The organism is Leucobacter viscericola, assembly GCF_011299575.1.
Classification (GTDB): domain Bacteria; phylum Actinomycetota; class Actinomycetes; order Actinomycetales; family Microbacteriaceae; genus Leucobacter; species Leucobacter viscericola.
Genome location: NZ_CP049863.1, coordinates 2,017,740 through 2,040,654 on the forward strand (window position 1 = coordinate 2,017,740; position 22,915 = coordinate 2,040,654).

16 protein-coding genes are annotated in these 22,915 nt (G+C 61.8%); 8 read left to right on the plus strand and 8 right to left on the minus strand.

Translation table 11 applies throughout. From position 1 onward, the window contains the following. Positions 1-14 precede the first annotated feature (14 nt). Positions 15-1,085, minus strand: coding sequence for a sugar ABC transporter substrate-binding protein (locus G7068_RS08960; RefSeq protein WP_244304412.1), 1,071 nt, complete (start codon positions 1,083-1,085; stop codon positions 15-17). A 168-nt stretch (positions 1,086-1,253) separates the two neighbouring features. On the opposite strand from G7068_RS08960, the gene G7068_RS08965 reads away from it, so the two are divergent. Continuing rightward, positions 1,254-2,411 carry an ROK family transcriptional regulator gene (locus G7068_RS08965; protein ID WP_166291279.1) on the plus strand — a complete coding sequence of 386 codons (1,158 nt, stop codon included), beginning with the start codon at positions 1,254-1,256 and terminating at the stop codon, positions 2,409-2,411. On the opposite strand, the gene G7068_RS08970 is transcribed toward G7068_RS08965, so the two are convergent. The 3 genes from G7068_RS08970 to G7068_RS08980 all read right to left on the minus strand — a co-directional run bounded on the left by G7068_RS08970 (position 2,398) and on the right by G7068_RS08980 (position 10,059). Next, positions 2,398-2,829 (minus strand): DoxX family protein, encoded by a 432-nt coding sequence (locus G7068_RS08970; protein ID WP_166291281.1) that lies wholly within the window; start codon positions 2,827-2,829, stop codon positions 2,398-2,400. The genes G7068_RS08965 and G7068_RS08970 overlap by 14 nt on opposite strands. A 56-nt stretch (positions 2,830-2,885) precedes the next feature. Then, positions 2,886-3,500 (minus strand): flavodoxin family protein, encoded by a 615-nt coding sequence (locus G7068_RS08975; protein WP_166291283.1) that lies wholly within the window; start codon positions 3,498-3,500, stop codon positions 2,886-2,888. Between the two features lie 277 nt (positions 3,501-3,777). Beyond that, positions 3,778-10,059 carry an Ig-like domain-containing protein gene (locus G7068_RS08980; protein ID WP_166291286.1) on the minus strand — a complete coding sequence of 2,094 codons (6,282 nt, stop codon included), beginning with the start codon at positions 10,057-10,059 and terminating at the stop codon, positions 3,778-3,780. Between the two features lie 475 nt (positions 10,060-10,534). On the opposite strand from G7068_RS08980, the gene G7068_RS08985 reads away from it, so the two are divergent. The 3 genes from G7068_RS08985 to G7068_RS08995 are packed head-to-tail and all read left to right on the plus strand — an operon-like array spanning position 10,535 to position 12,830. Next, positions 10,535-11,389: a sigma-70 family RNA polymerase sigma factor gene (locus G7068_RS08985; protein ID WP_166291288.1), complete on the plus strand. Its 855-nt coding sequence runs from the start codon at positions 10,535-10,537 to the stop codon at positions 11,387-11,389. Beyond that, entirely contained in the window at positions 11,386-12,504 is a 1,119-nt protein-coding gene (locus G7068_RS08990) for a hypothetical protein (RefSeq protein ID WP_166291290.1), read from the plus strand. Before G7068_RS08985 ends, G7068_RS08990 begins: the two co-directional genes overlap by 4 nt. A 38-nt stretch (positions 12,505-12,542) precedes the next feature. After that, positions 12,543-12,830 (plus strand): chorismate mutase, encoded by a 288-nt coding sequence (locus G7068_RS08995; protein WP_166291292.1) that lies wholly within the window; start codon positions 12,543-12,545, stop codon positions 12,828-12,830. Here the strand turns inward: G7068_RS08995 and G7068_RS09000 are convergent, their stop codons facing one another. Further along, positions 12,831-13,721, minus strand: coding sequence for an IclR family transcriptional regulator (locus G7068_RS09000; protein ID WP_166291294.1), 891 nt, complete (start codon positions 13,719-13,721; stop codon positions 12,831-12,833). A 165-nt stretch (positions 13,722-13,886) separates the two neighbouring features. Here G7068_RS09000 and fae point away from each other — a divergent pair, with 165 nt between their 5' ends. From fae to G7068_RS09020, 4 genes are read left to right on the plus strand one after another with little or no spacing between them, the layout of a single operon-like run. Then, complete coding sequence (gene fae / locus G7068_RS09005) at positions 13,887-14,420, plus strand: formaldehyde-activating enzyme (RefSeq protein ID WP_166291296.1); 534 nt, start codon at positions 13,887-13,889, stop codon at positions 14,418-14,420. After that, entirely contained in the window at positions 14,407-15,378 is a 972-nt protein-coding gene (locus G7068_RS09010) for an NAD(P)-dependent oxidoreductase (RefSeq protein WP_166291298.1), read from the plus strand. Before fae ends, G7068_RS09010 begins: the two co-directional genes overlap by 14 nt. Continuing rightward, positions 15,375-16,838, plus strand: a complete 1,464-nt coding sequence (locus G7068_RS09015; protein ID WP_166291301.1) for an NAD-dependent succinate-semialdehyde dehydrogenase — start codon at positions 15,375-15,377, stop codon at positions 16,836-16,838. Before G7068_RS09010 ends, G7068_RS09015 begins: the two co-directional genes overlap by 4 nt. Positions 16,839-16,866: 28 nt before the next feature. Beyond that, entirely contained in the window at positions 16,867-18,246 is a 1,380-nt protein-coding gene (locus G7068_RS09020) for an MFS transporter (protein ID WP_166291303.1), read from the plus strand. Positions 18,247-18,482: 236 nt separating this feature from the next. Here G7068_RS09020 and kdpC read toward each other — a convergent pair whose 3' ends face one another. Genes kdpC through kdpA form a run of 3 tightly spaced genes read right to left on the minus strand, consistent with a single transcriptional unit; the run spans position 18,483 to position 22,898 of the window. After that, positions 18,483-19,094: a potassium-transporting ATPase subunit KdpC gene (gene kdpC, locus G7068_RS09025; RefSeq protein WP_166291305.1), complete on the minus strand. Its 612-nt coding sequence runs from the start codon at positions 19,092-19,094 to the stop codon at positions 18,483-18,485. 10 nt (positions 19,095-19,104) lie between these two features. After that, positions 19,105-21,225 carry a potassium-transporting ATPase subunit KdpB gene (kdpB, locus tag G7068_RS09030; RefSeq protein ID WP_166291307.1) on the minus strand — a complete coding sequence of 707 codons (2,121 nt, stop codon included), beginning with the start codon at positions 21,223-21,225 and terminating at the stop codon, positions 19,105-19,107. Then, positions 21,222-22,898 (minus strand): potassium-transporting ATPase subunit KdpA, encoded by a 1,677-nt coding sequence (gene kdpA / locus G7068_RS09035; protein WP_166291311.1) that lies wholly within the window; start codon positions 22,896-22,898, stop codon positions 21,222-21,224. Before kdpA ends, kdpB begins: the two co-directional genes overlap by 4 nt. Positions 22,899-22,915: the final 17 nt, after the last annotated feature.

Consider the following 22,915-nt stretch of genomic DNA (forward strand, 5'->3'; position numbering starts at 1 on the left):
CCGCTCCGTGTCGGTCAGGAGAGTCCGTCTGCCTTGCAGGCGTCGGCGTACTCTGCCGTGCAGATGTCAGAGACCTCGTAGAAACCGTCTGCGACGACGGTGTCTTTCACGTTGTCCTTTGTGACCGCAATCGGATCAAGGATGTAAGAGGGCACACCCTCGAAATCCGTGGTTCCTGTGGGCTTCTTGCCGGTGGCAAGGTCCACGGCCAACTCCGCGGCCTTGTCAGCCTCGGTCTTGATCGGCTTGTACACCGTCATGTACTGCTGACCGGCCACAATGCGCTGGATCCCTGCCAGCTCCGCGTCTTGACCCGTGATCGGAGGAACACTGTCGTCTCCCTCAGCGCGGAACGCGGCGAAGACTCCGCCAGCCTGTCCGTCGTTCGCTGCGTAAACGCCGGCGAGAGACTTCGGATCAATCTTGTTGAACTGCGAGCTGGTGAACTTCTGCGCGTTGTCTGGGCTCCAGTCGGGGTTGTCGTACTCAGAGACGATCTTCAGACCGCTCTTGTCGAGAACCGAGTGGGCACCCTTCTTGAACTGAGCAGCGTTCGGGTCGGTTGGCGAACCGTTCAGCATCAGAATGTCGCCCTTGTCACCGGTTGCTTTGACGAGGGCCTCACCCTGCATCTCGCCAACCCGTTCATTGTTGAAGGAGATGTAGTAATCGGCGCCCTCAATGAAACGGTCGTAGGCGATAACGGGCACCTTCGAACTTTGTGCCGACTTGACGATAGAGGTGGCGGCCTTGCCGTCGACAGGATCAAGCACCAACACAGACGCGCCGTCCGTGAGCGCGGACTCAGCCTGTTGCTGCTGCTTCGAAGCATCTTGGTCGGCGTTTAGGTAATTGACCTTACACTTGTCACACAGTTCCTTGACCTTGGCCTCGAAGAGAGGCTTGTCGAAGCTCTCGTATCGGGTCGTTTTGGTCTCGGGCAGCAGTAGGGCGATCGTGGGACTGTCTGCCGAATCACCCGATCCAGCATTGGTGTCGCCGCTATTCGACGAGCAGGCCGCAAGGCCGCTCAGGGCGAGAATCATGGTAGCCGTCACAGCGGCGGCACGTTTGAACTTATTCACTTTGTCCTCCGAGAAAATACTCAGGTCCACGACGTCGTGGAGTGTGCTCATTCAACTACATCGTGAAGTACAGGTCAACACATGAATTCAAAGTGGTCAAATATCGTAATTTCATTGATTTAAAGTTCAACACTTGACGACAAGCCGGACTTCGACCACAGTTAGTGCATGATCTCCCATCCCGCCACGACCACGGAGCTTCGGGCAGCCAACCAGGAGCGAGTGGTTCGCGCCATCAGGGCGGACGGGGCCCTGAGTCAGGCGGAAATTGCGAGTCGCACGCAGCTGGCACCGCCGACCGTCTCCGGGATTGTCCGCGAACTGGTCGCACGTGGGTTCCTTCACTCCGAAGAAGGGATGGGTCGACGGGGCAGCCGGGTGACGATCTCCAAAGAGGCGGGCATCGTTGCAGGGGTCGACGTCGGCCATTCTCACCTTGAGGTTTCAGTGGCTGATCTCGGGGGTAACATTTCGCGATCCCGATCCATCGCGCTCTCTCCCGATACCGGCTATCGCAAGGCGCTGGAACTCGCCAATGCCCTGGTCGACGAGACGCTGATCAGCGCCGGACGCACGCGCGAGGAATTGCGCGCGGTTGGAATGGCCGTTCCGGCGCCCATCGGAATTGACGGGACACTCGACTCTGGCCTGAGCCCTACCGGCTGGGTTGGGGCCGACATAAGCCGCGAGGCGGAGGCCGTCTTCCACTGCCCCACTCTCGTGGACAATGATGCCAACCTTGGCGCATTGGCCGAATCGACCTTTGGCGCAGGACGAGGCCACAACGACCTGCTCTACATCAAGCTGGGGACCGGGGTCGGTGGTGGGTTCGTTCTCGGCGGGCAGGTCTACCGCGGTAACTTAGGCATTGCTGGCGAGCTGGGCCACTTTACGATTGATGAATACGGGCCACTCTGTCGCTGTGGAAACCGCGGCTGCCTTGAAGCCTATGTCGGAGGATCATCCCTCTTGCGGCAGTACGCGCAGGTTGGGGATGCCGTCAATGTGGCCTCCCTCGTGACTTCGGCGATCGAGGGAGACAGCAGCGCACGAAGACTCATAGAGGATGCCGGACGCCACCTCGGCAAAGTTGTTTCAGTCATTGTCAATCTGCTGGGGCTATCGATCGTCGTGGTCGGGGGCGAACTATCTGAAGCCGGCGATTTGCTGCTGGATGAGGTGCGCTTCTCACTGCGACGCCACGTCATCGCTCCACTGGATCAGCAGGTGCAGGTACTCGCTTCCACCGTCGAAAGGCAGGCCTCATCGTTGGGGTGCGTGCTGCTCGCGCTCGATGCCGTGGAGTTTCGGGCTATAGAGACTTAGCTTTTCGATTGCGGATCGAGCTGAACGCTCCGCACGACCACAGTGCCCAGAGCACGAGCAGCGGCTGGAAGACGAGCCGGATGCCGCGCGCGGCATCGCTGTCGAGCCCAAAGGCGTCAGTCTTCGTGATGAACTGCGAGATGTTTCCGGGGAACACGGCGATAAAAAACGCGGCGAGGATCCACCCCACCTGCACGCGGTAGCGGCCGAGAGCGAGCGTAGCCCCGCCGAGTGTGATCTCGACGATGCCCGACGCAATCACAACAAAGTCCTTGTCGGCAGGTACCCAGTCGGGCACCTGCGCCTGGAAGTCGCTGCGCGCAAACGTGAGGTGCGCGATCCCAGCGAATAGCATGAACAGACCCAGCACTATGCGGGCGACGTGCTGCAGTGGTGTGGAACGTGGTGGGCGGCTCATAGCTGGATCCCTCACTGTTGGCGGTTGGGACTAGCGTAGCCCCGCGGGTTCATTGTTTACGAGACGGGATACGGATGTTCTCGCAGCAGACGCGAGAGGTGCAGAGCGTTGCTCGCGAGCGCCTTGTTCGCGTCGCGGACAGCTTTGGGCGTGGTCTCGAGGTCTTGGAAGTCAATCTTTTCCATAGCGCGTCCGTTCCAGTAGGTGCAGCCGTTGGCCGGCACACTGAAGGCGAGATCGTTGGCCCCCTGCAGCAGGTCAGCAACGATCTTGTGCGCCCCGTCTTCGTTACCAACGACAAGAGCGGCCGCGACCAAACCTGCGAAAATCGGTCTGCCGTCGGCATCAAGCGTGGCGATGTCTGCGTTGAGCCGCTCAAGTACCCGGCGCATCACGCTCGTCATGTGTCCGAGCCAGGTCGGGGTGGCGAACACAACAATGTCGGAGTCAAGAATCTGCTGACGCAGTCCCGGCCAGTCGTCGCCCTCACCGAGGTCCACTGAAATACCTGGTGGCAGGTTGAGATCGACCACGCGCACGGTCGTCACCTCGCACTGCTGCGCCGGAAATTCTCTACCGAGTTCAGTCGCGAGCGCCTCTGTGCTCGATCGCTCGGGCGAAGCTTTCAGCGTTGTATTCAAGATGAGCACGCGCGTTGGATTATCGGGCACGACGAAGACCTCCCTATTGAAGCATTGGACCCACCCACGGTAAGTCGATGCTCCCCGGGTAACTATCCCCTTGTCTTATGTGGGGTGATGGGGTACCGGAGGGTTCCCGTTTCCCTCGACGTGTACCCGCTGATAGGTCTGCGATCTCATGCCACCAACGAACCCGGTGCTTCCGGTAATGGCAATAATGGTTCAAGTGTAGGTCCGGGACTACAAATACAAAGTGGCCCCGCCACCCACCCATTCGGGTGGGTGGCGGGGCCACTGAGTGCTCTGCTTAGAGACCTTGCTCCGCAGTTTCGCCGCGGCGACGCTTCACGATCATTGCGCCCGCACCGATCAGCATGAGCACGGCGCCCAGGCCGAGCGGCAGGCCAAGATCGCCACCGGTCTTCGCCAGCTCAACCCATACGGAAGCCTGCTCGTACACCTCGAAGGTCTGCGACAGTTTGCCGCTGAACTTGCTCTCTACAGTAACCGTGTGGTCACCGAGCTCAAGGTCGGCCGGGATGGTGAACTCGAAGACAACTTCACCCTTCTTGTTCGCAACCTGCGTTCCCAGATCAATCGGGTCCGAGTGCAGCACACCCGTCACCGTCTCACCGGGCTGGTAGCCGAAACCGCGAGCGATCTGAGTCTCCCCAGCCTTGAGTCGGCCACCCTCGAGCATCAGTGAGGTCAGGCCGACCTTCACCTTCACGGTCTCCGAGACGTTGCCAGACGGGCTGGTCACGTCAATGGAGATTTCGCTGCTCTTGTCTTGCTTCGGTGAAAGTTCAACCTCAAAGCGGCAGTCATCACCCGCAATAGCGGTCCCGATGACGTTACCGTGGGCGTCGCGGATCGTGACCGTCGATCCCGGCTCAGCGCATCCGGTCACGGTGTTTCCGTCGCTCGGATCCACCACGGGAGCTTGCGGCTTCACAGTGTCGATCTTGACGGGAACTTCGACGCTGTTTCCAACCTCGTCAGTCACAACTACCCTCGCGCCCATGCCCTCGGTCAAGGGAGTCTCAGGAGTGAAGGTGAAGTGACCCTGCTCATCGACACCGAGCACCCCTGGAATGGTGGCGCCCTTAGAGTCAACGATCGTCACAACGTGGCCCTTGGCGATCACACCACCGGTGACAATTGTTCCGTTCGTTGGATCTACGACGGGTGCGACCGGCGGAGTCGACTTGATGAAGACGCTCTGGGGCTCGGAAGTGTTACCAGCTGGATCTTTGACCACAACTGCGATCTGCTGATCCTCGGTGAGCGGCGTCTTGGGAACGAAGGTGAACTTGCCGTTCTCATCGATCTCAACCTTCCCGGGAACTTTGTTTCCGTTCTTGTCGAGCACGAGCACCTCGTCACCCTCAGCGATCGGACCACCGGTGATGTTCTTACCGTTCGACGGATCGACAACCGGAGCCGTCGGAGGCGTCGTCTTGATAAAGACATCTTCGGGCTTCGACGTGTTGCCCGCGGGGTCCTTGACCACAACAGTGATCTCGTCTTCCTCGGTGAACGGGGTGTCCGGGGTAAAGGTGAATTTACCGTCGGGATCAACGGTCACCACTCCGGGAACCTTGTCGCCGTTTTTGTCGAGGACGAGCACTTCGTCACCCTCGGCAATCGGACCACCGGTGATGTTCTTACCGTTCGACGGATCAACAACCGGCACAGTCGGAGGCGTCGTCTTGATGAAGACGTCCTCGGGCTTCGACGTGTTGCCCGCGGGGTCCATCACAACCACCGTGATCTCGTCATCCTCAGTAAACGGCGTATCAGGCGTGAAGGTGAACTTACCGTCAGGATCAACCGTCACAACACCGGGAACCTTGTCACCGTTCTTGTCGAGAACGAGCACCTCGTCACCCTCAGCGACCGGACCACCAGTAACGTTCTTACCGTTCGACGGATCAACAACCGGCACCGTCGGAGGCGTCGTTTTCACGAACACACCTTCGGGCTTCGACGTGTTACCCGCCGGATCCTTAATCACAACAGTGATCTCGTCTTCCTCGGTGAACGGGGTATCAGGGGTAAACGTGAACTTGCCGTCATCGTCAACCACAACCTTGCCGGGAACCTTGTCACCGTTCTTATCCAGAACGAGCACTTCGTCACCCTCAGCAATCGGACCACCCGTAACGTTCTTACCGTTCGACGGATCAACCACCGGCACCGTCGGAGGCGTCGTCTTCACGAACACATCCTCCGGCTCCGACGTGTTACCCGCCGGATCCTTAATCACAACAGTGATCTCGTCTTCCTCGATGAACGGGGTGTCCGGGGTAAACGTGAATTTACCGTCAGGATCAACCGTCACGACACCGGGAACCTTGTCACCGTTCTTGTCGAGAACGAGCACCTCGTCACCCTCGGCAACCGGGCCACCAGTAACGTTCTTACCGTTCGACGGATCAACCACCGGCACCGTCGGAGGCGTGGTCTTGATGAAGACACCATCAGACTCGGAGGTGTTGCCAGCCGGGTCCTTCACAACCACCGTGATCTCGTCCTCTTCAGTAAAGGGCGTATCCGGGGTGAACGTGAACTTGCCGTCACCGTCAACCACAACCTTGCCGGGAACCTTGTCACCGTTCTTGTCGAGAACGAGCACTTCGTCACCCTCGGCGATCGGGCCGCCGGTGAGGTTCTTGCCATTAGACGGATCAACGACGGGCACGGTCGGGGGTGTCGTCTTGATGAAGACGTCAACCGGGTCCGTACTGTTGCCTGCAGGGCTCGTCACGATGACCTTGACGACGTCACCCTCTTCAAACGGAGTCTTTGGCACAAACGTGAACGTGCCGTCCTCGTTGATGGTGACTTCACCCTCGATGGGGTTCCCGTCACCATCAACCACGGTCACTTCATCACCCTCGGCAATCGGGCCACCGGTAATCTTCTTACCGTTCGACGCACCCACCTCGGGGGTAGCCGGAGCCTTCTTGTCGATCGTCACGGGAGTCGCAAACGAGGTGAAGCCGTGCTCATCGGTCGCGGTCGCCGTGATCTGTTCCTCGTCGGCCAGAGCCACGGTCGGAGTGATCGAGAACTTACCCGTCACCGCATCTGCGACAGCCGTGCCAACCACAACGTTTGCTGCGTTGCGGATCTGCACGGTGTGGCCAGGATTGGCTGTGCCGGTCACTGCAATGCCATTGGTCCGGTTCATCACGGGTGCGTTCGGTGTCGCCACGAAGGTCGCCGATGCGGTCTCCTCCGACTCGTCACCATCAACGGAGAACGTGAACGTGGCTACGCCCGCGTTGGTCGAGGTGAACTTGGCCTGGTAGGTGCCGTCGGCCAGTTTGGTTACCGGCACGTCATCGCCGTGGCTGCTGTGAATGCTGACAATGTCGCCCGCGTCCACAACTGCGTTGCCCTGGGCATCGAAGATCGCAACCGTAACAACGGCCTCGTGGCTGCCATTGGCTTCAACATACTCGGGTGTTACAGCGATAGTGGAAGAGTTTGCCGAGGCCTCGCCCGCTACAAACGTGAGCACCTTCGAGCTGCCGATCTGTTCGGCACCCAACTGCGCAACGAGCGTATAGTCGTCAGCAACGGTCGCCGTGAAGTCGGCGGTCACCTGGCCTGAGGCATTTGTGGTCAGCGATCCCGGCACCTGGGTGAGTCCAGCGGGAACAACAAACCCGACGGTTGCGTCCTTCACAGGGTTATTCTTAACGTCCTTGACCGTCACGGTCGCGGTGTAAGCCTCCGAACCATCGGCCGCAACGGGGCCGTTGGGGGTGACCGCCCAAGTCGACGTGTTCGACGACGGGGCTCCCGCGATGAAGGTCACGTCGGCAGGGCTGCCCTTGATTGAGTCTGTACCAACCTTGGCCGAAACAGCGTACGTTCCCGCAGCACTGCTCGTGACCAAGGTCTCGGCGATCCCCTGCTCGTTGGTCACAATGGAGGCCTCACTCAGCTCGGCACCATTGGCTACCGCGAAGTCAACGGTCACACCCTCAACAGGGTTGCCCTGCGCATCAAGAACCGTTGCGGTCGCGCGGTGCGAAGCAGCGCCGTTCGCTTCCACGTCACCACTGGTAACCGCGAAGGTTGAGGATCCGTCCGCACCAAAGGTAGGCGCTCCAGCCACAAATACCGCGCTCACCGGGCTGCCCTTGATGGCAACTCCACCGACCGTGGCCGCAATGTCGTAAGCACCGGCAACTGAAGAGGTCACGGTGGTCTCTGCCACACCGGCTGCGTTGGTGACGGCGGACGCCGTCTTTACGTCGGCGTCATCGTTCTCAGCAGCGAAGTCAACGGTGACACCCGACTTGGGGTTGTTGTTCGCATCGCGGATCGTCGCCGTGACTGTCTGCGTGTCCTCTCCGTTGGCGATCCGCTCGTCGGTGGTCACCACAACCTCAGACGTGCCGTCGGCCCCGATTGAGTTCGATCCGGCCTCAAACGTCGCGGTCGTCTCAGTGCCCGTCAGCGGAGTTCCGAGCACAGATGCTGTCACCTGGTGCACACCAGCAACCGTTGCCGTGATGGTGGTGGTTGCCACGCCAGCCGCGTTCGTGGTTGCCGTTGCGCTGTTCAGCTGCGTTCCCGCGGGAGAAGTGAACGTTACAACCTGATCCTTAACAGGATTATTGTGTGCATCGAGGATCGTTGCCGTAACGGTGTGGGTTGCCTCACCGTCGGCAGGCAGAGAGCCGGTCGTGACACCAAAGCTGGAGGTGCTGCCTTCGCCGACGGAGGGTGCGTCTGCCACGAAGGTGATGTTCTGGTTTGTGCCGATCTGATTCGCACCCAACTTGGCGGAAACCGCGTAGCTCGCAGCAACCGTTGAGGTCGCGGTGACCGACGCGACACCGTTCGCACCCGACACGGCCGTGGGCTCAGACAGTGTGACACCTACTGGCGCCTCAAAGGTGACGGTCTCACCCGCCCTGAGCACATTCTCCGTGTCCCTCACCGTTGCGGTGAGGGTGTGAGTGGCCTCGCCGTTCGCGGCACGATTGCCGGTGCTGACGCCAAAGGTCGACTTGCTGGCGCTGGCGTTCGCGAGAACCGTGAGACTCAGAGCAGCTGAGTTGTTATTCACATTCGCATCGGTCACACTTCCAGTTGTGGTTGCGGCCGATGAACCCGGATCAATCGTGTTTGTCTCAAAATTGGTGGGAATGATGGCGATGCCTGATTTAGCACCGATCGATGCACTTTCAACAACTGTTGCGGCGACACTCAACACCACGCTGGCGCCAACGGGCCCCGACCAATCCTGGCTGAGGATCGTTCCGTTTTGCACCGGGGTCCCCTCACAAACACCACCGTTGACACCCTCACAGGTCCACGCTGCACTCTCAAGCCCAAGCTGCGAGAGATCCTGGTAGATCCGGCTCGTTCCAGGTGTGCTGGTGCCGTTAATACTGCCAGGTCCGTTGTTGGTCGCCGTCAGAGTGTACGACACGTTATCCCCACGCGATGCGCTTCCTTCAACACCCTTCGCCGAGATCGGGGACGCGACAATCGACGCATCCGTTGACGTACTCAAGTTGACATTGCCAATTTGTGTCGTCATGGTTTTGCCGCCGGTTGAGGCGGCAAAACCAAAACGCAAATTCTCCGGGAGATCATTAAACACGCCATTACCCGGGATGACCTGGTAGTCGAGAAGGTCGTTTTGCCATGTCGTCGGCTGTTGTCCAACAGATGTGAGTCCACTCACAGATACCACAATTCGTGGACCTGTACTTTCTTGCGGAATAACGGCAATGCGGGCGCGGCGGAACTTTGCGTTCTGATCGCTCACGCTCCCCTGAGACAGACTGCCACTGCTCAACTTCTTGCCCGTGGCATAGAGGTATTCCTTGCCGCACACGCTAGCGCCATTTCCGCCCGCGCCGCCGTCGCCAGATCCACGAAGAACGACGGAGTCGGGCGCGCTTGACCTTGTAACGCCCGGGGCCTCGTTTCTCTGACCGCTACCAGTCGTGGAGAAGCCACCGTACACGTCAAACCCGACCCCGAGATATCCCCTTTCGATACCTGGAACGCCTTTCGAGTTCGTGTCGCACCCGGAGGTATAACCGAGTCCTCCACCGACCGTACCTATGCGAGAGTGCTCGAAACCAGGCTCATCTGCATCGAGAAGAAAGAAGCTGAAGCCGTCAGCTCGCTCTGCTGAGCCGTTCGCAAAAGCTCGAAAATCAAACTCGACGGTCGCACCCTCGGCGACGGGCATTGATCCCTTGCTGATCAAGGCGCTCGATTGGTAAGTCGAACTGCTCGTAAGTTGAAGCCAGCCAACACCATTTGCGCCTGACTTGCTCGCACTGTTTCCTGTGTATTTCGGTGAGCCGAACACCCAGAAGTCATCAGAAGCAAATACATCGTTCGCGGCCCCCGACGAAAAATCTAGTTCCACAGGGAACTGCACATTTGCAGCCTGGGCCGATGGCGCTTCCATGTAGGCCCCACCAGCCGCCAATAGTCCAACAAGCGCAAGCGAAAGGGTTCGCCGCCTGCGGCTTGGGCGTTGATCCCGCTGCTGGGATTCGGTCAGTGACCGGCCCAGCCGTTTCAATTGAGTGGTTATCATCAATGTTCTTTCGTAGTCGAGGGCGGTCCAGGCGCGAATTCTCGTCGAGTCTTCTGCGCGGATATCTGCGCAGACGAAAGCAACTCGAAGAAGCCGACGTGCGAGGGTGGCCTGCTAATGGACCCCAAAGAGTAGAGCTTTGAAGGGGCCTCGCAGGGAGAGAGACCAGAGGCACCAAATCATGACGCGAGAACAAGAAAGTTCTCCGCGAGTGCGCTTCGCCCTCCGAGGGGCGCTGGCTTAAAACAATCCTTACACATCGCTCTTGAGGCCATCCTGAATGGCCAGAGAACTTTCAGGCCGCCCCAATAATTACCGACGTAGGATGGAATTGGCAGACGCGCCAAGTGCAGTGCGCATCTGTTTCTGCCCTCCTTCTGTGACCAGCGATATTTTTCGACGGCGTCACGAAACGCGCTCTGCGGTCTCTCAGTAGTGAAGGGCATTATCTTGCTCGAAGGGGGATGACCGGGCTTTGTCCAGTCGTATAGAAAACACACAATCGGCGAACCTAAATGAACTCACGCACGAGAGTGACGCGGAGCTCATTGAAGAAACCCGTCTGGGAAACGAGGCGGCCTACGCCGAGTTATGGCAACGCCATGCTCAGGTCGGCCTCGGAGTTGCTCGTCAAGCCACGACCGCGTTTGACCCCGAAGATTTGCTTGCCGAGGCGTACGCGAACATCCTTGAAGCAATTACGAATGGTCACGGTCCGACCGGCGCTTTTCGCCCTTACCTCACTACCGTCGTGCGAAATGTCGCGGGACGCTGGGCCCGCTCACTCAAGGAGACGACGGTCGATGATCTGAGTGAACTGCTTGATCAGGCCACCTCCTCCGACGGGCAAGATGACCTGGACGATCTCGATGACAACCAATTGGTTATTCGGGCGTTCCGATCCCTCCGCCCCAGATGGCAAGAGATTCTGTGGTTATTAGAAGTCAATGGGCTCAAACCCCGTGAGGTTGCGCAGCAGCTGAACCTCAAGCCGAACTCCGTATCTGCCCTTGCAACGCGAGCCCGCGAAGGCCTGCGAGAAGCCTGGATTAAGGCGCACCTGAAAAACAGAGTTGACGACCCGGAATGCAAAGATGCGATTGCAGCGTTTCCAGCATTAGTGCGAGGATCTTTGCCCACTCGGCAACATACCAGCGTGCTAGCGCATCTCGAGTACTGCGAAAGCTGCAGCAAGGTCTACGCGGAAGCAGAAGCGGTTGCTTCTCGATTACGCAGCTCAGCGATCCCCTCCTTATCGGGATGGGCACAAGCGCTTCACTCGCTGCGGGACTCATTCACGGAGCCACAGGGGCAGCGGCTTCGAGCGTGAATGGTTCGGGAACGTTAGCGCTCATCACAAGCACAAAAGGGATCATCGCTTCAGGGGTTATCGGACTCACGGCAGCCGCAGCCGCAACCGCGATTTCTATCGCACCGGTGCTGACTCCCCCGTCACACACACAATCAGCGCCGCAACAAGACAGCAGCACCGCAATTTCAGACGACCTCTCCAGCGACCTCGATCTCGTTTCGCAGGGAGAAGCGGGGCCTCAGAAAACCGTCTACACCAACGAAGACTCACATTGGATCACGCCAGCCGACGAAGTGACTCCTCCACAAGAAACCGAGTCAGTCCCCGCGCCGGGGATGGTCGCCCCTGAGTTCTCCTTCAAGCCGGGCAGCGTTCTAGATCCGAATGTCCCAGCACTTTCTGGGGAGTCGCTCCCTTTCGCCACGATCACAGTCGTTCTTTCAAGCGACACGGCATCCCACGGCGTCTTTTCAACTCAGGCGAGTGAGGTGGGAGCGTGGGAAATTGCACTTCCAAACACCCCCGGTGGCGCTTACACCGCCTGGGCGTACCAAGAGTTGAACAATAAACGCTCCGACGCACGCTCTACGGAGTTCAAGTTTGAGGGCGTCCCTGGAACTGCTCCAATTGTGATTGTGGCCGACACCGAAAACGGGAAGTACTCCCCGACGGTTTCTGGCACAGGTGACCCCGGGGCCATCGTCTACGTCAAACTAAACGGCGTGAAAAACGAGGCGACTGTTTCGCAACAGGGAACCTGGGCAGTTACGACCACGAACGGTGGTCTCGTCGGCACCAACAAGCTTCTGGCGGTGCAGTTCAATCCAAAAACCCTTGTGTTCTCTCAACAGAGCCACGAATCTGAATTCGAACTTCAGCCGCCCAGCGCGCAGGTCAGCGGCACCGCAGCGGCCTTCCAGGTGTCTGTCGTCTCGGAGGTTGGATCGGCTATCGATTTGAAGAGCCTCGATGGGAAGTTTTCGCACAGGATCCGCGAGTCTCTCGGCAACGACGATGTCTCACTCCGCAGAACCGGTTCGGGATCAAGTTCTGGCCCCGCTCCTTCGGTGAAGGCTCGCTACGTCTCTAACGATGGATCCCGCACTGGACCGTGGTCAGTTCCCGGCCTCTAAATCCACACCCTTCCCCGTCTCTGCACTAGCATCGACCCATGACCTCCCAGACCCCCACCATCGAAGAAGTCCGCGCCCAGATTGACCAGCTCGACCGCCGCATCGTCGAGCTGATCGCGGAGCGCCAGGGCTGGGTGGTCACCGCGGGATCACTGAAGAAAGACGAGCAGGGTGTTCGTGCGCCAGCACGCGTAGAGCAGGTCATCGAGAAGGTGCGCAATCTTGCCGAAGAGGCCGGGGCCTCCCCCGAGGTCGTCGAGCGCACCTACCGCGCGTTGATCGCGGCCTTCATTGACCTGGAGCTCGATCACCACCGCAACAAGTAGCTAGCGCCGCGGGGCCGGGTAGGCTCCCGGACCGCCGAGCGTGCGCGACAGTGACGCCCCCGCCTGGCGAACGATGCCGCCCAGCGCATCGAGCTTGTCTCCGATGCGCTTCTTCGGGCCGCTCACGTTGAGGGCCGCAACGACCCTGCCGGTGTGGTCGATCACCGGCGCCGAAACGCCGACCACCCCGGCCTCCAGATCCTCGTCGAGCACGGAAAAACCGACCGCCCGAATGCGCGCGATCTCGTCCTGCAGACCGGCAAAATCGCGCACCTTGCCAGTGTGCGGCGGCAGTCCGTCATAGAGCGAGAACGGGTTCGTTTCGCGCCCAAACACCTCCTGGCCGATCACCGTTGCGTCGTGGCCTCGCTCGTCGTACCAGTAGCGCAGCGCGGTCTCATCCCAGTCGCTGAGCAGCACACAGCCCGATGAGGATCGCCACGCGGCCGTCGTCACGCCCTCCCACCCGGCGGATCGCAGCTCGTGCGGGCTCAGCTCGCTCGCGAGCGTCAGCACGTTGCCGTGCATGAGCACACACAGGTGCGCGGTTTCGTAGGTCGCGTTCACGAGGCCACGCAGCACCGGCTGACCACTCTGCACGAGCTGCGCCTCGGCGCTTCGTGCGGCGAGCGCGAACACTCGCGGGCCGACGCGGTAGCGCTGGGTTTCAGGATCCCGAGCCGCCAACCCCGTGGTCGCAAGAGTGGCCAGGGCGCGCGAAACAACGGTCTTGCTGCGGCCCGTCAGCTTGGCGAGTTCGGTGACGCCGTAGCCGCCGAGCCTGGTTGCCGCGTCGCTCGCGAGTAACTCCAAGAGGCGAATGTCTCGGCCCAAGCCTGTGGTGTTGAGTCGGCTGTCTTCATTGGCTGCAGGATCGGCCTCGTGTTTCATCGTTTACCCCCATGTGACTTGGCCGCGTGACGTCAACGGCGCACCCAGCCTTTCACTACTGTTCCGTTATACGCAACTTGAGTTGCAGTTAATGGAACAGATACTTATCTTTATCGATGCCAGCGGCGTCAGATAGATGCGCGTCGCATCGAAGAAAGAGGTCCAATGATGGATAACGTGCAGCTCGGTGAGAGCTTCGTCGGTGAGGGCGTCAATGCCGCTCACGTCAATACGGTGCTCGGTCACCGCGACGGCCCCGCGGGCACCGCTTGGGCAACCGCGCTCGGCAGCCCCAGCGAGGGGTTTGTGCCGTTCGTTGCCGTGCTGAAGCCGTCACTGCCGGTCAAGCCAATGACCCTCTTCGTGCAGAAGGCCGCTGCCGCAAGCGACTTCCACAGCACCGCGACCTGGGGTGCCGCACAGGCCGGCATCGCCGCCGGTGTCGCTGACGCCGTCGCAGAGGGTGTCATTCCCAAGTCGTGCACCGAGACCCACGCGCTCATCGCGGCGGTCTGGGTCAACCCCGGCACCGACGATCTCGACGCGATCTACCGCAACAACCGCGAGGCCGCCCGCCGCGCACTCGAACTTGGCGCCGCGAACGGACCCTCCGTTGAAGACGTGGTCGCCGCCCGCAATTCCCCCAGCAACCCCTTCTACACCCCGAGCCAGGAAGTCGCCGCAGATGCCGCACGCTAACACCGCAACCATCGATAACCCCACCCGCACCACCGAAAACACCGTCGTCGGCTTCATCGGCCTCGGCCACATGGGCTCAGGCATGAGCCGCAACCTGCAGGCCGCCGGCTTCAAGCTTGTTGTCACTGACCTGCGCCGCGAGGCCGCCTCCGAGCTGCTCGCAAACGGCGCCGAGTGGGCTGACTCCGCTGCCGAGCTCGCGCGTCGCTCCGACGTTGTCATCACCATGCTCCCCACCCCCCGCATCGTCACGGCACTGCTGCAGGGCGAGAACGGCCTGCTCGCCGGGCTCTCCGAGGGCAAGACGTGGATCGACATGTCGACCTCCGTGCCCGAGGTCGCCGACGGGGTGCGCGCAGAAGCGACAGCCCGCGGCATCCGCATCATCGACGCCCCCGTGAGTGGCATGTCGGTCGGCGCGGCAAACGGCATGCTGCAGATTTTTGTTGGCGCCGATCCTGAACTCTTCGCCGAACACCTCCCCGTGCTCGAGGCGATGGGCGATCCTGACCGCATTATCAACGTGGGTGGCCACGGTGCCGGCTACGCAGTGAAGCTCATGATCAACCAGCTGTGGTTCTCGCACCTCGTGGCCACCGCAGAGGTGCTTACAATCGGCAAGGCCGCCGGCGTTGATCTCGACGTTCTGCGTCGCTCGCTAATCGCGAGCCCGGCCAACAGCAACTTCCTTGAGAACGACGTGCTCTCGATCCTCAATGATGGCGACTACGATGAGGGCTTCGCTATCGCCCTCGCCTGCAAAGACCTGGGCCTCTCCATCGACCTCGCCCGCGCGGTCGGCATGCCCAGCGAGGTATCGGCGCTCGTCGAGCAGGTGTTCCGTCGCGCACGCCGCAGCTACGGCGATAGCGCCGGCGAAATGACCCCCTTCAAACTGTACGAAGACCTGCTCGGCGAACCCCTCCGCCTGGCCCCCACCGCAGGAGGTGCCGCGTGAACGCGCTCCCAGAATCAACCCCGACCGGCCTCTTCATCGGTGGCGAGTGGCGTGACGCCGAGGGCGGCGCAACTCTCCCCGTGACGAACCCCGCCACGGGCGAGGTGCTCACCCACGTCGCGAGCGCCTCCGTCGCAGACGGCAAGGCCGCGCTCGACGCTGCGGTCGCAGCGCAGAAGTCATGGGCCGCAACTGCACCGCGCGAGCGCGGCGAGATCCTGCGCCGTGCCTTCGAACTCACCATCAAGCACCGCGAAGAACTCGCCCGCATCATCACACTCGAGATGGGCAAGCCCCTCGCCGAGTCACGCGGCGAGGTCAACTACGGCGCCGAGTTCTTGCGCTGGTTCTCGGAAGAGGCCGTGCGCATCGACGGTCGCTACTCCGTGTCGCCAGACGGCGGCAACCGCCTGCTCGTACTGCACCGCCCGGTTGGCCCGAGCCTGTTCATTACCCCCTGGAACTTCCCGCTCGCCATGGCTACGCGCAAGATTGCGCCCGCCCTCGCAGCGGGTTGCACGAGTGTGTTGAAGCCCGCAGCACAGACCCCGCTAACGGCGCTCTACTTTGCAGCACTGCTCGTGGAGGCGGGTGTGCCCGCCGGTGTCGTTAACGTGATTCCCACCGCCACCGCGGGTGCAGTCGTCTCACCCCTCACCACCGACCCGCGACTGCGCAAGCTCTCGTTCACCGGGTCGACCGAGGTGGGCAAGCGCCTCATTCGCGACTCGGCCGAGCAGGTGCTGAAGGTCTCGATGGAGCTCGGCGGCAACGCCCCCTTCATCGTCTTCGAAGACGCCGATGTTGACGCGGCCGTTGAGGGTGCACTCGTTGCCAAGCTGCGCAACGGCGGCGAGGCCTGTGTTGCCGCGAACCGCTTCCTCGTGCACGAGTCCATTGCCGACGAGTTCACCACGAAGCTCGCAGATCGCATGGCGGGTTACGTACAGGGTCCCGGCATTTCCGACGGTGTCACCATCGGACCGCTCATCGACGAGGCGACCCGCAACAAGGTCAGCTCGCTCGTGGCCTCGGCTGTCGCCGAGGGTGCTGAGGTGAGGATCGGCGGCGAGATCCCCGCCGGCGAGGGATTCTTCTACCCGCCGACCGTGCTCACGGCTGTGCCACACGGCGCGGAGATCCTGAACGAGGAGATCTTTGGGCCCGTTGCGCCTGTCGTCGTCTTCAAGGACGAGGCTGAGGCGATCGAGCTCGCCAACGCCAGCGAGTACGGACTCGTCAGCTTCGCGTACACGCAAGATCTGAACCGTACACTTCGTCTCGCGGAGCAGTTGGAGAGCGGCATGATCGGCATGAACACCGGTCTCGTGTCGAACCCGGCGGCTCCCTTCGGCGGAGTAAAGCAGTCGGGGCTCGGCCGCGAGGGCGGCGCCGAGGGCATCCACGAGTTCTTGGAGACCGTCTACGTGGGAATCTCCAACCCGCTTGCCTCACAATAACCATGTCAACGAAGACAAAGGACACAAGATGACCGCAACTCAAACCACTACCCAGGAGACCGTCGACTTCGACGACCTCCCGCTCAATAAGTTCCACATTCGCATCACCGCGCTCACCTTCGGCGCGCACTTCAATGACGGCTTCGCGGTCGGCATTATCGGCATGGCCATCGTGCTGATCGGCCAGCGCGGCGACATGGATCTGAACGCCTGGTGGACCGGTGCGCTCGGCGCCGGCGCACTCTTTGGCCTGTTTGCGGGCGCGCTGCTCTTCGGATCGGTCGCCGACAAGCTGGGCCGCCAGAAGATCTTCGCGATCAGCTTCATCGTGATCACGCTGGCGACCTTCGCCCAGTTCTGGGTGCAGGAACCGTGGCAACTGCTGACGCTCCGCATCATTCTCGGGCTCGGGATCGGCGGCGACTATGCCGTCGGCCACGCGATGCTGGCCGAGGTGCTGCCTCAGAAGCGCCGCGGTGAGATTCTCGGTTCGTTCTCCGTGATCTGGACCTTCGGTTACGTACTCGCAACGCTCATCGGTATCTTCTTTATGCAGTCAGGCATCGAAGATGCGTGGCGCTGGATGCTGATCGCTCCCGGCTTCATCGCCGTGATTGTGCTCGTTGCCCGCCTCGGCACCCCCGAGTCGCCGCGCTGGCTGCTGCGTATGGGCCGCGAGAAAGAGGCTCGCGCGATCCTCGACAAGCACTTCGGCACCCACGTGGTGCTCGAGCCTGAGCCCGTGGTCAAGGGTGAGCTGACCGGCATTCGCGGCCTGTTCAGCAAGCGCTACATTCGCCGCACGATCTTCAACTGCGTGTTCTTCGCCTGCATCGTGATGCCCTACTTCGCGATCTACACGTTCCTGCCGAGCATCCTCTCGAACATGGGGCTGTCGGATCTTGCCGAGAGTGGCAGCGGCTACGCCGTCGAGATCTACCTGAACGTGTTCCTGCTCGCCGGTGCGCTGGCAGGCATCTGGGCCACCGCGAAGTTCTCGCGTCGTGGGTTCCTGATCTCCGGGTTCATCATTCTCACGGTGTCGCTGACGGCGCTCGCGCTGGTGCCGACCACGGCGACGATCATTTCGGTTGTCATCTTCGCGGTCTTCACCTTCTCGCTCTCCGCGATCAGCAACCTCGTAGGGGTGTTCCCTGCCGAGAGCTTCCCGACCCCGGTGCGCTCCTCAGGTATCGGCTTCGCGACCGCGATCAGCCGCCTCGGCTCGGTTGTCAGCACGTTCCTGCTGCCGGTCTTGATGGCTTCGCTCGGTGTCGCGCCGACGATCCTGATCCTGGCAGGTGTTCTCGCGATCGGCCTGGTGGTGTCGGTGCTCTGGGCTCCGGAGACGAAGCACAAGACCCTCACCCAGTCGGGCCTCATCACGCTGCCGGATCGGGTGCACTAACCCGGGTCTGGGTCTGGGCGCTTGCGGGCGCTTCGGGAGCCCCGCTCGCCCCGCCACCCCACCCCCCGCCCCCCAATCGGGTGTAGCCATATTGCTAGTTGAGGATGATCCAACTAGCAATATGGCTACACCCGATTTTTGCGTGCTCGGGCGCCGGAGGGATCGGGCACCCGCGACGGTCGCCCGCACGGGGCGCACCTTCGAACGAGGCACGACCGCAGCGCGACGCAGCGGCCCTACTTCAAGCCATCAAGCGCAAGGTTCAGCTCGACCACGTTCACTCGGGGCTCCCCCAGAATGCCGAGATCACGACCGACCGTGGCCGCCGAGACTGCCGCAGAAACCGCGTCAACCGAGAGCCCTCGAGCCTCCGCCACCCGCGGCACCTGCAGCCGCGCGTATTCAACACTGATGTGCGGATCGAGACCCGATCCCGACGCAGTCACCGCGTCAACTGGCACTTCAGACTCGGAGACCCCGTTAAACGCAGCGACCTCGGCCAGGCGATCCGATATCTGGGCTATCAGCTCCGGACTCTCGGGCCCAAGGTTTGAGCCGCCCGACGCCATCGGGTCGTAGCCGCCGCCTGCGACCGAGGGCCGCGGCTGAAAGTACTGGGGCAACGGGGATCCGTCAACGGTCTCGAAGCGCTGCCCGATCAGCGAGGATCCGGCAACACTGCCATCCGCTGCCCGCACGAGCGAGCCGTTTGCCTGCCCAGGAAACGCGAGCTGACCAACCCCCAACACAAGAAGCGGGTAAGCGATACCGAGAATCACGATGAGGATCAGCATGATGCGGAAGCCCGTCCAGAAGGACTTGGCGGTGCGGATGGCGAGGCGCGGCATGATGAACTCCTCAGTATCCCGGTAGCTGGCTGATAATCATGTCGATGATCTTGATGCCGATGATCGGCACGAGCAGGCCGCTGAGCCCGTTGATCAGCAGGTTTCGCGTGAGCGCGGGCCGCAACTCCGTGGTGCGATAGGGCACACCGATAAGAGCGAGCGGGATCAGTATCCCCATCACCAAACTGCTGAAGATGACCGTGGAAAGGATCGCCGACGCAGGTGAGTGCAGCTGCAGAATGTTGAGCGCCGCGAGCCCCGGGAACACACCCACGAACAGCGCCGGGAAGAGGGTGAAGTAGCGCACGGCATCGTTCGCGAGGTTAAAGGTCATCAGAGCGCCACGGGTCGCCATCTGCCGTCGACCGACCTCAACAATGTCGACGAGGTGCGCGGGGTCGTCGTCGAGGATGATCATGTTGGCCGACTTCTTCGCGGCCGAGGTCGCCGTATTCATGGCGATACCGATGTCGGCCTGGGCGAGCGCGGGGGCGTCGTTGATCCCGTCGCCGCTCATCGCGACGAGGTGCCCCTTCTCTTGCTCGCGCACGATCAGGGCGAGTTTGTCTTCCGGCGTGCTGTCGCCGACGTACTCGTCGATGCCGGCCTTTTCGCTGATCGCCTTTGCGGTCAGCTCGTGGTCGCCCGTCACCATAACCGTGCGCAGCCCGAGGGCGCGCAGCTCACCAATCCGCTTCGGCACACTCTCTTTGACGACGTCCTGCAGATGGATCAGCCCGAGCACCTGACCTGTGCCCCCCGCGGGCTTCATCACCACAACAAGCGGGGTACCGCCGCTGCTCGCGATGGCGCGGGTAGCGGTACGGAGCTCGATGAGCTTCTGCCGCTGCGGCGCCGTTCCCTGCTGCTTCAGCCAGGCGACGGCGGCCGAGGCCGCGCCCTTACGGATCTTCATGCCGTTCGGCAGATCCACACCCGAGAGCCGCGTCACCGCGCTGAACATGACGGGTTTGCCGCCCTCGGTCTCAGAGGCCTCCGGCGAGACGCCGAGCTCGGCAGCAAGCCGCACGGTCGAAGCGCCCTCGGGGGTCGGGTCGGCAATGGACGCCAGGGCGGCCATGCGCATCAGCAGTTCGGGATCGGCTCCCGCCACCGGCTGAAAGGCGACGGCGCTTCGGTTGCCGCGCGTCACGGTTCCGGTCTTGTCGAGCAGCACGGTCGTGATGTCGCCCGCGGTTTCGAGCGCCTTCGACGACGTCACGAGCACTCCGCGGCGCAACAACTGCGACATGCCCGCGATCCCGGTCACCGACATGAGCGCCGCGATTTCGGTCGGGATCAGGCACACCACAAGCGCCACCAGCACCGGAATCGACACCGGCGCCGCGACGGGAGAAACAACCGAGTTGAGCGTCAGCACAACAATCACAAATGACAGCGAGAACGAGGCGAGTAGCGCCGCAAAGGCGACCTCGTTGGGGGCCTTCTTGCGGCGCGATTTGCTGGCCAGTCGGATCGTGCGCTCGAACGCGCTCGCCTCGTACGAGGCACTGATCCTCACCACGAGCCGGTCGGACAGGTCGCGCGTACCTCCCGTGACCGCGGTTCGATCACCGTCGGACTCACGAATGACCGCCCCGGGATGACCGGTGAACTCCGACTCGTCAATCTCGGCAGCGCCCCACAGCACCTCACCGTCAGCGGGGATCACCTCGCCCGCCTCGACGATCACCACGTCGCCCGCCACGAGCTCGTGCGAATCGACGTCTTCGATCTTCGCCTTTCGCGCGGCGCGATCCTTTGCCTGGTCGTAGTCGCACACGCGGTGCGCGGTCGTGACCCGCCTGGCCTGCCGCAGCGACTCGGTCTGCGAGCGGCCGCGCCCCTCGGCGATCGACTCCGCGAGAGTTGCCGTGAACAGGCACACCCAGAAGCCGATCGCGAGCGCCCAGGTGAAGCCGGGAGGCATGACGGTTCCGCCCGAGGGCATCGCTCCCCCGACAAACGGCTCGGCGATGGCGATGGCCGTGGTCAGCGCGGCGCCGACCTCGGTGAGCAGCAGCACGGGATTGTGCCAGAGGTATCGCGGATCAAACTTGCGGAGCGCGTCAACAAACACCGAGCTCGTGGCGCTCGGTGTAAAAACGGCATTGCTCTTGGGCGCGGTCACGGTGCAAACCCCTCCGCAAACGGGCCGGCCAGCAGAATCGGCACAAACATGGGGACCGTAATAAAGATGATGAGGCTGACCAGCAGACCAACAAACTGCGGCCGGTGCAGCGGCAGCTCGGCCGACGTGATCGCCTTACCCTGCGTCGCGAGCGACCCGGCGAGGGCGAGCACAAGCGCGATGGGGATGAAGCGCCCCAGCATAATGACGACGCCCAGCATGATGTTGAGCAGCGGGGTGTTTGCGCTGAACCCGGCGAACGCCGATCCGTTGTTAATAGCGGCAGAGATGAACGCGTAGAGCACCTCGGAGAGTCCGTGCGGCCCCGCATTACCCGTGCTGGCCACGATCTCGGCCTGCACCGACGGGATCGCAAAACTCACCGCGAGGCCCCCAATCGCGAGCACGGGCATGACCAAAATCGCGATGCTCACGATCTTGAGCTGGCGCACGCCGAGTCGCTTGCCGAGGTAGACGGGTGAGCGGCCGAGCAACAGTGCGGTCAAGAACACGGCAATCACCACGAGGATCAGGAGCGCGTAGATGCCCGATCCTGCGCCACCCGGGGCGACCTCACCGAGCATCATGTCGAACATCAGCATGAGGCCACCAAAGGCCGTGTACGAACCGTGCATCGAGTTGACGGCACCGCCGGTTGTGCCGGTGGTCGCGGTGGCAAAGAGCGTGGAACCCACGATCCCGAAACGTTGTTCCTTGCCCTCCATGGCGCCACCCGCGAGCTGGGGCGCCGATCCTGACCCCGCAAACTCGAACGCGGTTAGCGGTGCGTAGACGAGCAAAAACAGCACGGCCATCGTGAGCAGCAGCGCATACCCTGCGCGCTGGTTGCCGACCATCGTGCCAAAGGTGCGCGGCATGGTGAACGGGATCAGCAGCAGGAGAAGTGTCTGCACGATGTTGGTCCACGGGGTGGGGTTCTCGAAGGGGTGCGCCGAGTTGGCGTTGAAGAAGCCACCGCCGTTGGTGCCGAGCATCTTGATCGCCTCTTGAGACGCGACCGGGCCGCCCGGGATCGTCTGCGTCATGCCAGCGACCGATTGCACATCGGTGAACCCCGCGAAGTTCTGGATCACACCGCCAGCGATCAACAGCACGGCAGCGAGGATTGAGATCGGCAGCAGGATTCTCAGGTTCGCCCGCACAATGTCGACCCAGAAATTGCCGAGCCCGCTGCGTCCGCCGCGCGAAGCGAAGCCTCGAATCAGCGCGACCGCAACCGCCATGCTGACCGCCGCCGACACGAAGTTCTGCACAGCGAGGCCGGCCATCTGAGCGACGTAGCCGAGAGTCTGCTCGGGCGAGTACGACTGCCAGTTGGTGTTGCCAACAAAGGAGACGGCGGTGTTGAACGCGAGATCCGGGCTCATCGGGGGCAGCCCGAGCGAGTACGGCAGCCAGGGCTGCAGGCGCAGGATCAGGTAGAGCAGCCCAAAACCAACAACCGAGAAAACAACAATGGACTTGAGGTAACCACGCCACGACTGCTGTCGCTCGGGGTCAACACCCGACAAGCGGTAGATTGCACGCTCGATGCGCCAGTGCTTGTCGGACGTGAACACCCACGCCATGTAGTCGCCGAGCGGGCGGTAGAGCACCCCAAGAATCAGCGCGACGGTGAGAAACGATACGACTGCGAGAACCCAGCTGCTCATAAGCGATCAGGTTTCAG

What these genes read in the sequence shown, in the direction of transcription:
- G7068_RS08965 (WP_166291279.1), top strand. Translation starts at nt 1,254, where the DNA reads ATGATCTCCCATCCCGCCACGACCACGGAGCTTCGGGCAGCCAACCAG.
- G7068_RS08970 (WP_166291281.1), bottom strand. Translation starts at nt 2,829, where the DNA reads ATGAGCCGCCCACCACGTTCCACACCACTGCAGCACGTCGCCCGCATA.
- G7068_RS08980 (WP_166291286.1), bottom strand. Translation starts at nt 10,059, where the DNA reads ATGATAACCACTCAATTGAAACGGCTGGGCCGGTCACTGACCGAATCC.
- G7068_RS08995 (WP_166291292.1), top strand. Translation starts at nt 12,543, where the DNA reads ATGACCTCCCAGACCCCCACCATCGAAGAAGTCCGCGCCCAGATTGAC.
- G7068_RS09000 (WP_166291294.1), bottom strand. Translation starts at nt 13,721, where the DNA reads ATGAAACACGAGGCCGATCCTGCAGCCAATGAAGACAGCCGACTCAAC.
- fae (WP_166291296.1), top strand. Translation starts at nt 13,887, where the DNA reads ATGATGGATAACGTGCAGCTCGGTGAGAGCTTCGTCGGTGAGGGCGTC.
- G7068_RS09010 (WP_166291298.1), top strand. Translation starts at nt 14,407, where the DNA reads ATGCCGCACGCTAACACCGCAACCATCGATAACCCCACCCGCACCACC.
- G7068_RS09020 (WP_166291303.1), top strand. Translation starts at nt 16,867, where the DNA reads ATGACCGCAACTCAAACCACTACCCAGGAGACCGTCGACTTCGACGAC.
- kdpC (WP_166291305.1), bottom strand. Translation starts at nt 19,094, where the DNA reads ATGCCGCGCCTCGCCATCCGCACCGCCAAGTCCTTCTGGACGGGCTTC.
- kdpA (WP_166291311.1), bottom strand. Translation starts at nt 22,898, where the DNA reads ATGAGCAGCTGGGTTCTCGCAGTCGTATCGTTTCTCACCGTCGCGCTG.